Here is a 13,713-nt window from a genome sequence, read left to right as displayed (position 1 = left end):
CTATGCCTGTAAATTCCGGCTGTTGACTATATCATAACGTATTTCATCCCCAATGCGCCAGTGAAATCAACAGGTAGTTCGTCAAAGCGGGTTCTACAAAGTTGTTAAGTATGTACTAACACATAATAAAAAAGCCGAAGCGGGTATTCACTTCGGCTTTTCAAACATATTATTACTTATTCGGAAGAGGAATCTTCACGTCTTGCAGGACGACGTGTTTCTCCATTGTTGCTCGTGCGTGGCTTGCGATCTCCGCTGTAGCGACTTCCGGAATCACGGTTGTAGCCACCGCCTTCTTTACCACGGTTGTAACCGCCATATCCACCTTTACCGCCACTGCCGCCAGAACGGTTGGAATTATATCCTCCGTTGCTGCGACCGCTATAGTTGGACGGCTTGCGACCGCCAGAACGAATGTCTGGTTTACGACGTTTTGCACGGATTGGATCTTCAGGAGTCAGCTCAATTGATGCTTCTCTCTTCTCACCCGTCATCAGCTTCAGAGCTGCGGAGAGAAGTTGTACAGAATCATATTGCTCCAGCATTTGAATAGCCAAACCTTTGTACTCGTTCAACTCGCCTTTTTCTACAGCTTCCAAGAGGCGTTCTGCGATGATGCGTTGTTTGCCTTCCAGAGCCTCAGCCAGTGTTGGAAGCGGCTTACGTGGAATACGGTGACGGGTTACACGTTCGATGAAATGTAAATGATCAATTTCACGAGGCGTTACGAAAGACCATGCTTCCCCTTCTTTACCTGCACGTCCAGTACGGCCAATACGGTGTACATAGCTTTCCGGGTCTTGCGGAAGGTCAAAGTTCACAACGTGAGTTACGCCGGAAACGTCCAAACCACGAGCAGCTACGTCAGTTGCTACGAGCACGTCAATGCTTCCATCGCGGAATTTACGCATAACAGCATCGCGCTGATTTTGAGATAAGTCACCATGCAAACCGTCTGCAGAGTATCCACGCTTTTGCAGCGCTTCAGCCAGCTCGTCTACCCGACGCTTGGTGCGACCAAATACGATGGCAAGTTCTGGAGACTCCATATCAATCAGACGGCTCAATGCTTCGAATTTTTGACGTTCAGGGACTTCAATATAGGCCTGTTCAATCAGTGGAGCACTGACTTGTTTAGGAATAACTGAAACATGCTCAGGGTCTTTGAGGAATTGCTCAGCCAATCTTTTAATATTAGGAGGCATTGTAGCCGAGAAAAGCATCGTTTGACGCTCGTCTGGAACTTGCTTCAAGATGGATTGGATATCTTCCATGAAACCCATATCCAACATTTCATCTGCTTCATCCAAAACAACTGTATTTACGTCTTCCAGCTTGATGGTTTTGCGGTTAATATGATCGAGCAGGCGACCTGGTGTACCGATAATAATTTGAGGCTTCTTTTTCAAAGCGCGAATCTGGCGCACAATATCTTGACCGCCATAGATTGGCAAAGTGCGAAGACCTTTAAAGCGGGACAGTTTTTCGATTTCTTCAGCCACCTGAATAGCAAGCTCGCGTGTTGGAGCCATAATCAGAGCTCTAATTTTTTCATCGTTTTTAGAAATTTTGTTGATAAGCGGAATACCAAAGGCTGCGGTTTTACCAGTACCTGTTTGGGCTTGGCCAATCATGTCTTTGCCTTGCAGTGCAATTGGGATGGATTGGGATTGGATTGGTGTGGCTTCTTCAAAGCCCAGCTCCGTAATCGCCTGAATTACTTTCGGTTCAAGATCAAATTCTGCAAATGTCGTCAAATTTATTCATACTCCTTCATAATGGTGGATGTGGTGGACAATCCACAATGTTGTCTGTATTCTTAAGTAGCGATAATATTGTATAAGTTTTCCCCAATACAGTGAGTTTATTTGGGCTTACAACTGCAAACTTCTGTAATGAATCAGGGAACCCTATCCGATACATCTTAAACGAATTTACCCTTTTTAAAACAGTTTAAATTTTAAGTGTTTCTCTGGACATAGGTCCCTACTCAAGAATATCCACATCGCATTATAGCACAGAACAATTCATGAATACCAGCAAGTTGCTTCCCGCATAATTTAAATGAGGTGAAAAAAAGTTGTTAAAAATAGTGTTAAACTGCTTCGTTGTCATCTTTGGGGCCGCTGCCATAGCATGCGGTTTTAATTTGTTTCTCGTGCCCCACCATCTGCTGAGCGGGGGAGTAGCCGGGCTTTCCATGCTAATTGGCTATTTCACAAAATTTAATATCAGCACAATGTATTTTGTCATCAATATCCCGATGCTTATTGCAGGCTGGTTTATCTTGGGCAAGCGATTTATTAGTCTGAGCATTTTATCTGTTGTTGTTACAACGTGGATTTTGGCCTGGGTCCCGGTACATGCTGTCGTAACGGATACGCTGCTGGCCTCCGTCTTTGGCGGGGTACTGATTGGCGTTGGAGCAGGGATTTCCTTCCGGGTGGGAGGGTCTACTGGCGGTTTTGACATTATCGGCTCCATTGTTACCCGTTATCGTGACTTTCCCGTAGGAACTGTACTTGTCGGGTTGAATGGGCTGGTCATTCTCGCGGCAGGATATTTGAACGGGGATTGGAATATTGCGCTGGCGTCAATGTTATCCATTTTCGTGACGGGTAAAGTATTGGATCAAATTTATGTGAGCCATACAAAAATCACCGTCTACATCATTACAGAGCACACGGAAAAACTGTTGAACAGAATGTTGGCCACGCCACGCGGTGTCAGCAAAATCAAAATTGAAGGTGCTTTCTCACATAAGGAAAAGGATATGCTAATGACGGTTACGACACGCTATGAGCTGGTTGAGTTAAAGCGTATCATTAAGGAAGTGGACCCGTCCGCTTTTGTTAATATTGTGGAAACCGTCGGAGTAATGGGTTCCTTCCGCCGAAGATAAGCATGTACCCGAGTGTCAAAATGCAGTTTATGTGGTACACTATACGTGCGCTGTTCCCATAGTCTTTAAAAGACCGCTTTACCTGCTATTTCACAGGCACTTTGCTTTTCCGATTCGTAATGAATGATTCTATTGGAATGATTCCGAGCAGGAAAGGGTGATTTTTGTGGAAATGGAAACGGTAAAACTGTCCGACATCGTCTTAAGATGGTATCCGGAAATGCTCCCTTCTCTCAAAAAGAATGAGCTGAACTCGATGATTGTTCTTCGGGACGGGATGTCCATACTCAAGCCAACGGATGCGCTAGAAATTATTCAGTACAGTATTTGTGAGCACCAGAACGATAATTATCTTCAATAAATCCGAACTACCCCGTGCCGCTTCTTCCGGTTGTACTTACAGCCGTGAAGAGCGGCATTATTTATGCCATGATATGGATTCATCGAACGATCGTTGGGTTAATCATGTAAGACTATACCTGATGACTACGATTGCTACACCAGACTTGGTTACAAAGGTGTTATTTTTTAGATACATGACTTTACGTATAATCAGGTAAGCGTCAGACATAGGGGAGAGAACAGGGAAATGAATATGATTTGGGCAATTATGTTAATCGCCATGGGGATGAGTGGTAATGGGGACCAAACAGCCAATACACCAAGTGTCAAAGACACGGTAGCAACAACGCTTGGCAGCGCCATGATTCAGGCCCAGCATAATAGCATGAAGGTAGATGCATCCAATCTTCCGGTCAAATCAGACCCGCAGCCGACCACCCCTGCCATCAAAGGCATCTATGTGACGGCTTACAGTGCAGGCGGTTCGCGTATGAATCAGCTGCTGGATTTAATCGACAAAACGGAGCTCAATGCAATGGTCATTGACATTAAAGATGATGCAGGTTACATAACTTATCCAACGACCAACCCTGAGCTGCTAAAATTGGGCAAGCCCCAAAAATTTATTCGCGATATTGCCGGTCTGATGGATCGTTTAAAACAGCATAAGGTTTATCCAATCGCCCGGATCGTGGTATTTAAAGATACCGTGCTGGCTAACAAAAATTCCCAAATGTCGTTCCGCAATCCCGACGGGTCGGTTTGGAAAAACGGCAAGGGAGACGGTTTCGTCAATCCTTATAACAAGGAGGTATGGGATTATAATATCGCCATCGCCAAGGAAGCAGCACAGCTCGGTTTTAAGGAAATTCAGTTTGACTATGTACGTTTTCCTGAAGGGTTTGAGAAAAGAGCTGATAAGCTGAAATATACCAAATCGGAACAATCACGCTCGGATGCCGTAGCTGAGTTCGTGCAATATGCCCGCAAACAGCTTGCTCCATTGGGTGTGCGGGTATCGGTAGATATTTTCGGGTATGCCGCATCCGTTCCTGCTGCGGAGGGAATCGGACAGGATTTCACTAAAATTTCTGAAAACGTTGACATCATTTCGCCAATGGTCTATCCAAGCCATTACACAACAGGCTGGTTTGGTGTCAAGGACCCGGATAAAAATCCTTACCAGACGATAAAAGGCTCCATGGTCGATACACATAAAAAGCTTGATCCAACAGGCAAGCTGAAGCCGATTATTCGTCCGTGGATTCAGGATTTTACCGCAAGCTGGTTAGGCAGCGGCCATTATGCCAAGTATGGGAAAATCCAAGTCGAGGATCAAATTCGAGCGCTTAAGGATATGCAGGTGGATGAATATTTACTCTGGAATGCAACCAACCGCTATACGAGCGGAGTAACATACAAATGATGTATTGAATCCCGAACTAAAAGGCTGCCTTCTCTTTTGAAATAACGGGGGCAGTCCTTTTTGTTGCTGTTCAAATGTTACTGCATCCCTTACAATGATTCTTGACATGTTATGATATATCTTATGGTATATCAGAGTGACAATTCTTTAGTAAATGAGGAAACAAAATGCAATTAACAAATACAATGAGTCAGAAATGGAAACAGTTCTTTTATATTTTGCTACCCATCCTGATTACCCAGCTCGCATTATCCGCGATGACTTTTTTTGATACCAATATGTCCGGGCACTTTTCTCCTGCCGACCTGGCCGGTGTAGCAATCGGAGTCAGTTTATGGATCCCCGTGCAAACAGGCCTCAACGGCATACTTATGGCGATTACGCCGATTGTGTCCCAATTGGTTGGGGCACAGCGAAAAGATAAAGTTTCCTATTATGTCATTCAGGCGCTATGGCTATCTATTGCCTTATCCATCATTGTTCTGATTGCAGGCCTTTTTCTCGTCAATCCTATTTTGAATAGCATGAAATTGGAGCCGAGGGTTCAAAGCGTTGCAGTGTACTATCTTTGTGCGATGGCATTTGGTGTTATTCCATTATTCGCCTACACGGTGCTCCGAAGCTTTATGGATGCTCTAGGACAAACTCGATTTACAATGGCGATCACATTGATGTCACTTCCCATCAATATTCTGTTAAACTATTTGTTTATTTACGGAAACTGGGGCTTTCCACGTCTGGGCGGTGTGGGATCTGGGGTTGCAACCGCCACCACCTACTGGATCATTATGCTGATCGCTGGCATCACCGCGCACCGAGGAAAGAAATTTGCCGAATACCGAATCTTCCGCAAAATATACGGAATTGCCTCCAGCGCCTGGAAAGAGCTTATCCATATTGGTGTACCGATTGGCTTTGCTATATTTTTCGAAACTGCCATTTTCTCTGCTGTCACTCTCTTGATGAGCAGTTATAATACGGCCACCATCGCCGCTCACCAGGCCGCCATGAACTTTGCGAGCACGCTGTATATGCTTCCGCTTAGCATATGTATGGCACTTACGATTCTCGTCGGTTATGAAACAGGAGCTAATCGCTCGCGGGATGCCAAAACCTATAGTGTACTGGGCATCAGCACCGCAGTGGGTCTGTCGCTGATCACAGCTATTGTTCTGCTCATCTGGGGTGAACAAGTGGCTCGACTTTATTCAACCGATCCGCAAGTGATTCAGTTGACTCAGCATTTTCTTATCTATGCGATTTTCTTTCAAATCTCGGATGCCATCGCTACGCCTACTCAAGGGGCACTACGCGGGTATAAAGATGTCAATCCGGCCTTTCTGCTCACATTCCTGTCCTATTGGGTCATTGGGCTTCCCGTGGGGTATATACTCGCTCGCTGGACATCCTGGGGCCCCTACGGCTACTGGATCGGTTTGATTACAGGTTTGGCTATAGGCGCCATTTTACTTCTCGGGCGTCTAATGCTGGTACAACGTCGTTTTACCGATAAAAAACAACACGCAGAGGCTGTCTAGCCTTTGCGTGTCTCGATAACATATGCTGCGCCTGCAGTTATTCTTTTCTTCTCCACAATAGCTACCTCATTCAGCTTGGGAGGATACAGAAAGTGTCTCTCTACATGCTGATCCATCTCCTTAAATGCCTGTTCTTCATTTTCAGCAGCGAGAATGACCGTTAAAGCTCCTTCTGAGCTGTCCACTTCGATTTTAAACAAATACATGCGTTATAGCCTCCTCACAGTATTTAAAGCTAAAAAAATAGCGGATGACTCGGGTCATCCGCATGATTTTACGTTTCTCCAAAATTAGAACCGATCTACTACAAATAAAGGCTCTTATTATTGGGACAAACGCAATGCCAGCTCGTAAAGTTCCATATTGAATTCTTTTTTCGTGCTTACTACCTTGCCAATATCTGTAGCTACCAGTTTGCCATCAATCATTCCGCAAGCTTTGTCAGATACGCCCTCGATCAATTGGCGAACAGCAAAATCACCCAAACGGCTGGCCAGATTGCGGTCAAACGCGGTTGGTGTACCTCCACGTTGGATATGACCCAGCACCGTAACACGCGGTTCATAATCCGGACAGTTTTCTTGAATAACCTTGGCTACATCTTCACCTTTTCCTACGCCTTCTGCAACGATAATGATACTATGGCGTTTGCCATGCTTAAAGTTTTGCTTCATCCGATCCGATACTTCGTTCAGGTTAAACTCTACCTCAGGCACCAAAATAGTTTCCGCGCCGGAAGCCAGCCCAGCATGCAAAGCAATATCGCCGCAATGACGTCCCATAACTTCCACAATGGAAGAACGTTCGTGCGATGACATCGTATCACGCAGCTTATTGATCGCATCCACTACGATACTAACCGCCGTATCAAAACCAATGGTGTAGTCTGTGAAGGAAATATCATTGTCAATCGTACCTGGAAGACACATGGTTTTAATGCCTTGCTTGGTCAGTTTGTTAGCCCCTTGGTAGGAACCGTCGCCACCGATCACGACTACGCCGTCAATTCCATGGTCACGTAAAATTTGTGCGCCTTTCTTTTGTCCTTCCTCATTCGTAAACTCAAGGCAACGGGCAGATTGGAGTACCGTACCCCCACGTTGGATAATATCTCCAACACTTCTCAGATCCATCGGGAAAATATCATCGTTCAAAAGACCTTGGTAGCCGCGTTGAATCCCGAACACTTCCAGTCCAAAATACAAGCCGCTACGCACAACGGCGCGAACTGCGGCGTTCATCCCCTGTGAATCTCCACCACTTGTTAATACTGCAATTTTCTTAACTGCTGTCATGATTTATGACCTCCTCAAAATAATCATATAAGCCTTCTTATCCATCGACTGTTCAATAAGAAAAACAAACGCATGAGCGGACTGTTTTTCATTAAACGTCTCGAAACAGCGCGCACATCCTGCTGCTCGCTAACTTTGGGGTCGGATAAATATAAAGCCAGCAATCCCTCGATAATCATCCGGTGAAAGGAGCTGGCAGGGACATCTGCAATATCAGCCCGCGCCCGATTCACAACGTAGGCGATCCGGTCCAGCATCATGTCGGCATCTTTATAATAATTGCAAAAGTTAAGATCTCCGCCCTTCCGGTCTTCGTCTTGATCGATTAGATAATCCAGCAAAATATGAAGACTGCACACATGTGGAAAATACGATGCATGTATTGAGGCAGCCCCCGCATCTGTGAGATGCTGGTCGCTGGCAGCAAGAAACAGCATAAAGACCCCCAGGGTTGAACCCGTAGCCGCAGCAAATTCATTCCAGCGAAGCTCCGGTGTACGGTCTTTATGTAACGACCACCAGTCCAAAAGCGCTTGTTCCCGCAGCTCGGGTTTAATATGCTTGTATACTTGCAAATCCGTGTATAATCCCGCTAAATCCTGAACGTAAGGCATTGCCGCCTCATAGCCCGGAAGTCTGCTTACACAAGACTGACAGGTTGTCACCAGCCCGGTCAAATAACCGTCATCCTCCTGCTCCCGACGCAATTCATAATAGTTCACTGGTTTAGCCGCCGGATTAATCGCGTCCAGCATAGACTGATGGAGCAGCCTGAAATCATCAGGGTTCATAGACGTACTGCGATCACACAGGTTGTCCAGATAATCGCTAATGGTCTGGTACGCCACGATCAGCGGAATTAGCGTCTGTCGTGCAGACATATTGGCTGCGGCATAAACCGCACCTCCTACACAGTGAAACGTCTTTTCCGCTATACTCGCAAGTGCCTGACTTCTCAACTCGGGGTCCGGGATCTGCTCCGCCTTGCTCTTCCAGTTGCTCAATTGTTGTTTTGTTTCAGGGAGAACATGCTTGTACATTCGGCTCATTAAACCTATGGGGCCTCTCGGTACTTGATAACGTCCTTGCTCAACATAACTCAAATGACGGTGCCTCCACATTGTTGTCTACGTAATTATACCTATCCAAACCATATTCATTATAATATGATCGTCCTTTTAGCACAAATGAACAACCTCACTTTTTTCTTTGTTATCCAAGGAAAATGGGCTATTTTCAAAAAAGCTTACTCCTGTAATGTTTAGTTAGTCAAAAATAGCATAAACGTCCTACTTATCCCTCATTTTTTACTGGCTTCATATCCTGGGGAATCTCTCCCATACTTGCTTGCTTCCATTTGCCAGAAGCATAATAGACAACCACAGCCACTGCAGAGATAGAAAAACCAACCGGAAAGCTCCACCATACAGCATCCAGACCATACTTATCGACAAATGCATAGGCCAAAGGTATACGAATGCCCCATAATGAAACAATGGTAATTAAAAGTGGTATCATTACGGAACCCGTAGAGCGAACAACGCCTGTAATGACATTGGTAATGCCGAATATAACAAAGGACCACAGGGTAATCAGATTAATCCGCATCCCCAATTCCATTGCCCCTCCCGTAGAAGGAAGAAACATCAGCAAGGCCTGACGGTCAAACACGTAAATTAATACCACCACTCCGCCAGTCAACACAAAATTGTACACAATCCCAATCCAGGTTGTCCTGCTCACTCGATCCCAACGTCCGGCCCCGATATTTTGAGCAGCAAACGAAGACACAGCCGCACCTAAAGCCATTGCCGGCATTTGCACATAGCTTGACAAATTATTCGCTGCCGTATAAGCTGCTGCTGCCACAGTCCCGTAGCCGTTAATCAGGTTCATTAACGCAATTGCACTGGTAGAGACAGCAATCATTTGCAAACCCATTGGCACTCCCTTACGGATCAGGGTCCAAATAATCTTCCAGTCGAATCTTAACAAGTGAAGCTCTGAAGATGTAATGCGCAAAAAGTATTTTACACGATAAAGGTAAATGAGAATCAGTACGAAGCTGATCCCTTGAGCGATCAGGGTAGCAGCTGCGGAACCTCCAATACCCATTGCAGGTATCGGTCCCCATCCGAATATCAATAGCGGGTTGAGTAGTACATCCAGCACGACGGAAACGATCAGAAAATAAAACGGTGTCTTAGAATCTCCAGCCCCTCTCATGACGGTCATAATGTAGTTATATCCGTACAAAAAGGGCATACCCGCGAAAATAATGCGTGTATACGTGATTGCCATATCCACGGATTCGGCAGGTGTATTAAGCACATGAAGAATCCACGGAACACCCACAAAACCGATAATACCTATAGCCAAAGCAAGCACTAGAAAAAAAACTGCGCTAGTGCCTACTACACGCTTGGTTTCGGCAATGTCTCCTGCTCCGATATTTTGTCCGATCATAATGGTAGCAGCCATCGTGACGCCAAAGATCGAACTGATCAGAAAAAACATAATAATATTTCCGTTGGAAGCAGCAGTCAATGCAGCCTCTCCGAGAAACTTCCCGACCCAGATCGAATTGATGGTTCCATTCAGGGATTGCAGAATATTTCCGAACAGCATCGGCAAAGAGAACATAAACAGCGTTTTTGCAATGGGACCTTCAATTAAGGAAGGCTTAGAACTAGCCTCTGCTGCACTCATTTAATCAGCTCCTTCATTTAAAGTGACTTTTGCTTGGCTTTATACGTATAATACCCTATTCCAATTTAACCTCTTCATATCATAAACGTTTTTACGCAAAAAAGCGCAGCCCCTTAAATTTTAAGGAACTGCGCTTTCAATTCATCGTTTAACCGTAATATATAAGACATCCGTAGTAACGGAACAATTCTTACAATTCAGTTACACTTACAGTTTGATAACGTTAGCTGCTTGTGGTCCACGGTTACCTTCAGTAATTTCGAATTCAACCGCTTGACCTTCTTCCAAAGTTTTGAAGCCGTCGCCTTGGATTGCGGAGAAATGTACGAATACGTCCTCGCCACCATCCACTTGGATGAAGCCATAACCTTTTTCTGCGTTAAACCATTTAACTGTACCTTTCAAGTGAACAACCTCCTAAAAATACCGCCATCTATGGCGAATATCCATATTATACTTCATGCTTTTTCACAATGCAATTGATGTTTTTGATGAATTTTCAGGCTGGAATGATTTGCTTTTGCTGCGGAAACTGCGGTATCATGAACCAAAACATCTATTATCGGAGACATGCATATGATGAAAAAACACGAAATATACAAAAAAGACAATTGGAACATGATGACTGTCGAGGTGCAGGGCCGTTACATCGTTCTACGGGAAATATCCGATGATTGGGGCGAGGAAGCCCACACCTTTTTGAGCCGTCCGGCGCTGATGCACTGGGCTCAAAATCGGTTTCCCAAGCAGTCCTTTCAAGATAACGAGGAAGAGTGGCAGCGGATCATGAACGCTTTCAAACAGGTATAGCTGATTCATGGTGTCCAACAGCTATCTCATCTTCATTATTTTGGCCTTCACGCTGGGCGGAGTGCTGATCATGAAACGTGATACGATACCGGCTCCTCTCAAAAAGTGGATGGCCCTCACTGCCGTAATCATGGTTTGCCTTGCCTTTTATCTTATTGTATACAGCTTATTAAATATAGGTTCCAACCCACAGTAAGAAAAATTATACTTTCGGGGGTAAGAGGTCATACTAATGGCATGACAAGCCATGGTATAAGGAGGATATGCCGTTATATGCATCCCGTAAAACCTCTTGCCTTGCTGCTTACGGTAAGCGTGGCGGTTTCTTCGTTTTGGCATCCGTCCCTTACCGCCGCAGCCCTACCCCACATTATGTTCGATCAGAGGAGGCTCCCCATGAGTAAAATTGTAAAACGCGCCGATGCACCGGTAGAAAATACATGGAAACTGGAAGACCTGTTTCCTGACCGCAAAGCATGGGATCAAGAATACGAAGAAGTCAAACAATTAGCCAAAAAGGCTGCACAATTCCAAGGCAAGCTTAATTCAGCCGAAGAGATTGGCAAATGCTTTAAACTGGAAGATGAACTGTCGCTCAAAACCGAGCGAGTCTATGTGTACGCCCATCTGCATCATGATGAGGATACGGCTGAACCTACATATCAAGGGCTTTCGCAAAAAGCCAAGAAACTAGGCGTTGAGGTTGGCGAGTCTCTTTCTTTCGTGACGCCAGAAATTTTGGCACTGCCGGATCAACAGCTTGATGCTTTCATTAAAGATCCGAAGCTGGCGGATTACAAATTTACCCTTCAAGAAATGAAGCGGGAAAAGGCGCATGTTTTGGGCAAAGCAGAAGAAGCCCTGCTCGCTCAGGTTGGCAATCTGGCTCAGGCTCCGCAAACGATTTTCGGTATGCTGAACAATGCCGATTTGAAGTTTCCTAAAATCAAGGATGAAAACGGCAAAGAGGTTGAGCTGACCCATGGCAGCTATATTCAATTCCTCGAAAGTCCGCACCGTGAAGTACGCGAGCGTGCTTTTAAAGCGGTCTATGACACGTATGCCAGAAATAAAAATACGATTGCTTCCACACTGAATGCCAATGTGAATAAAAATATTTTTTATTCTCGTGTTCGCAAGTACCCTTCCGTATTGGAAATGTCACTATACGGTGACAACATCCCGAAGGAAGTGTACACAAATCTCATTAATACCATTCATGAAAGCCTCCCTCTGCTCCATCGTTATATCAAGCTGCGCAAAAAATTGTTAGGTGTGGATGAGCTTCATATGTATGATTTGTTTGCTCCGCTTGTGGACGAATATAAGATGGACATAACGTATGAAGATGCCAAAAAGCAAACGAAGAAAGGGCTTAAGCCACTGGGCGAGGACTATCTGGCTTCTCTGCAAAAAGGCTATGATGAGCGCTGGATTGACGTTTACGAAAATGAAAATAAACGGACAGGCGCTTACAGCTGGGGTGCTTATGGCACCCATCCTTATGTACTCCTGAATCATAAAGATAATCTGAACAGCATGTTTACACTTGCTCATGAAATGGGACACGCGTTGCATTCGTATTATTCTGACAACGCCTTGAAATATCGGGATGCACAGTACACCATTTTCCTAGCTGAAGTGGCTTCTACGACCAATGAAGCATTACTGATGGATTATCTGCTGAAGAAATCTACCGATCCAAAAGAGAAAATGTATCTTCTCACTTACTATGCGGACCAATTCCGTACAACTGTTTTCCGTCAAACGATGTTTGCAGAATTCGAGAAGATTGTACATGAACGCGCAGAACAGGGAGAGTCCCTTACACCGCAGCTTTTATCAGAGATCTATTATGATCTGAATGTGAAATATCACGGGCCAGGCATGAAGGTAGACAAAGACATTGAAATGGAATGGGCACGTATCCCTCATTTTTATAACAGTTTTTATGTCTACAAATATGCCACCGGCTTCTCAGCAGCAACTAGCTTCTCGAAACAAATTCTCGAAGAAGGCCAGCCAGCCGTTGACCGTTACTTAGGCTTCTTGAAGAGCGGCGGCAGCGATTATTCGATCAATATTTTGAAGAAAGCTGGCGTTGATATGTCCTCTCCGCAGCCGATTCGTGAGGCGATGAGCGTATTCGAGGAAGTCATTACGGAAATGGAAAAGCTAACTGAAGGAAAGTAGAACCGTGTACGCATCAAATCCAGCATTAAAATGATGCACGGATAAATCCCTTGTCCATGACGGGCAAGGGATTTTATAATGTACCGTAAGATTGGAACGGGAGGAGGTGGCATTTTGAAAACACAATGGTCTTTAATCGCCGCTCTTGTTATCGCCTTGTTAACGGCTGTATTTGCCGTCATTAATGTGAACTCGGTTCAAGTGAACCTTCTGTTTAGTAGGGTGAGTATCCCCTTGATCCTGCTTATTCTTGGCTGTACTCTTTTAGGCGGACTTATCGTCGGTTCATTTGGTATCTTCCGCCAATATAAGCTTCAGCGAGAGATTAAACGTTTGACTGCTCAGCTTCATACACTTCAAGAAGAGCACAACTCCGCGATGGAAGCATACGACGATGGCATGACCTATGACATGCTTGATTCATCGAGTACGCTATCTACATCCGACAAAGATACAGAGCAACCGCCCTCTAACCCTGATCGGTTGTCCAAATGAGGA

Annotated in this window: 14 protein-coding genes; 8 read left to right on the top strand and 6 right to left on the bottom strand. The window is 45.0% G+C overall.

Annotated elements, in window-relative coordinates:
• Positions 1 to 176: 176 nt before the first annotated feature.
• The gene (gene cshA, locus GCU48_RS20035; RefSeq protein ID WP_025715818.1) at positions 177 to 1,757 is read right to left on the bottom strand and encodes a degradosome RNA helicase CshA; all 1,581 of its coding nucleotides are present in this window, start codon (positions 1,755 to 1,757) and stop codon (positions 177 to 179) included.
• 323 nt (positions 1,758 to 2,080) lie between these two features.
• Here cshA and GCU48_RS20030 point away from each other — a divergent pair, with 323 nt between their 5' ends.
• The 4 genes from GCU48_RS20030 (at position 2,081) to GCU48_RS20015 (ending at position 6,208) form a co-directional block, all read left to right on the top strand.
• On the top strand, positions 2,081 to 2,902 hold the full coding sequence (locus GCU48_RS20030; RefSeq protein ID WP_152381231.1) for a YitT family protein: 822 nt from the start codon (positions 2,081 to 2,083) through the stop codon (positions 2,900 to 2,902).
• Positions 2,903 to 3,074: 172 nt separating this feature from the next.
• On the top strand, positions 3,075 to 3,263 hold the full coding sequence (locus tag GCU48_RS20025) for a hypothetical protein (protein WP_007429817.1): 189 nt from the start codon (positions 3,075 to 3,077) through the stop codon (positions 3,261 to 3,263).
• A gap of 228 nt (positions 3,264 to 3,491) precedes the next feature.
• Positions 3,492 to 4,670 (top strand): putative glycoside hydrolase, encoded by a 1,179-nt coding sequence (locus tag GCU48_RS20020; protein ID WP_152381230.1) that lies wholly within the window; start codon positions 3,492 to 3,494, stop codon positions 4,668 to 4,670.
• Between the two features lie 167 nt (positions 4,671 to 4,837).
• A complete protein-coding gene (locus GCU48_RS20015; RefSeq protein WP_025715822.1) occupies positions 4,838 to 6,208 on the top strand; it encodes an MATE family efflux transporter in 1,371 nt (456 codons plus the stop codon).
• Here the strand turns inward: GCU48_RS20015 and GCU48_RS20010 are convergent.
• From GCU48_RS20010 to GCU48_RS19990, 5 genes are all read right to left on the bottom strand, one after another.
• Positions 6,205 to 6,414 (bottom strand): DUF3906 family protein, encoded by a 210-nt coding sequence (locus tag GCU48_RS20010; RefSeq protein ID WP_025715823.1) that lies wholly within the window; start codon positions 6,412 to 6,414, stop codon positions 6,205 to 6,207. The genes GCU48_RS20015 and GCU48_RS20010 overlap by 4 nt on opposite strands.
• A gap of 117 nt (positions 6,415 to 6,531) precedes the next feature.
• Positions 6,532 to 7,503, bottom strand: coding sequence for a 6-phosphofructokinase (gene pfkA, locus GCU48_RS20005; protein ID WP_152381229.1), 972 nt, complete (start codon positions 7,501 to 7,503; stop codon positions 6,532 to 6,534).
• A gap of 23 nt (positions 7,504 to 7,526) precedes the next feature.
• Positions 7,527 to 8,606, bottom strand: a complete 1,080-nt coding sequence (locus GCU48_RS20000; RefSeq protein WP_152381228.1) for a tetraprenyl-beta-curcumene synthase family protein — start codon at positions 8,604 to 8,606, stop codon at positions 7,527 to 7,529.
• A gap of 190 nt (positions 8,607 to 8,796) precedes the next feature.
• Positions 8,797 to 10,212 carry an MATE family efflux transporter gene (locus tag GCU48_RS19995; protein ID WP_152381227.1) on the bottom strand — a complete coding sequence of 472 codons (1,416 nt, stop codon included), beginning with the start codon at positions 10,210 to 10,212 and terminating at the stop codon, positions 8,797 to 8,799.
• Positions 10,213 to 10,419: 207 nt separating this feature from the next.
• A complete protein-coding gene (locus GCU48_RS19990; protein WP_007429810.1) occupies positions 10,420 to 10,617 on the bottom strand; it encodes a cold shock domain-containing protein in 198 nt (65 codons plus the stop codon).
• Positions 10,618 to 10,788: 171 nt separating this feature from the next.
• Between GCU48_RS19990 and GCU48_RS19985 the strand changes: the two genes are divergently transcribed.
• From GCU48_RS19985 to GCU48_RS19970, 4 genes are all read left to right on the top strand, one after another.
• Positions 10,789 to 11,022, top strand: a complete 234-nt coding sequence (locus tag GCU48_RS19985; protein ID WP_013309704.1) for a hypothetical protein — start codon at positions 10,789 to 10,791, stop codon at positions 11,020 to 11,022.
• A gap of 7 nt (positions 11,023 to 11,029) precedes the next feature.
• Complete coding sequence (locus GCU48_RS28205; RefSeq protein WP_007429808.1) at positions 11,030 to 11,218, top strand: hypothetical protein; 189 nt, start codon at positions 11,030 to 11,032, stop codon at positions 11,216 to 11,218.
• A gap of 200 nt (positions 11,219 to 11,418) precedes the next feature.
• Entirely contained in the window at positions 11,419 to 13,215 is a 1,797-nt protein-coding gene (gene pepF, locus GCU48_RS19975) for an oligoendopeptidase F (protein ID WP_152381226.1), read from the top strand.
• A 114-nt stretch (positions 13,216 to 13,329) separates the two neighbouring features.
• Positions 13,330 to 13,710, top strand: a complete 381-nt coding sequence (locus GCU48_RS19970) for a LapA family protein (RefSeq protein ID WP_049825025.1) — start codon at positions 13,330 to 13,332, stop codon at positions 13,708 to 13,710.
• The last annotated feature ends 3 nt before the right edge of the window (positions 13,711 to 13,713 follow it).

This window comes from Paenibacillus brasilensis (genome assembly GCF_009363115.1).
Taxonomy (GTDB): Bacteria; Bacillota; Bacilli; order Paenibacillales; family Paenibacillaceae; genus Paenibacillus; species Paenibacillus brasilensis.
The sequence above is the reverse complement of the archived record's forward strand: the minus strand, read 5'-3'. Positions and strand labels throughout refer to the sequence as shown.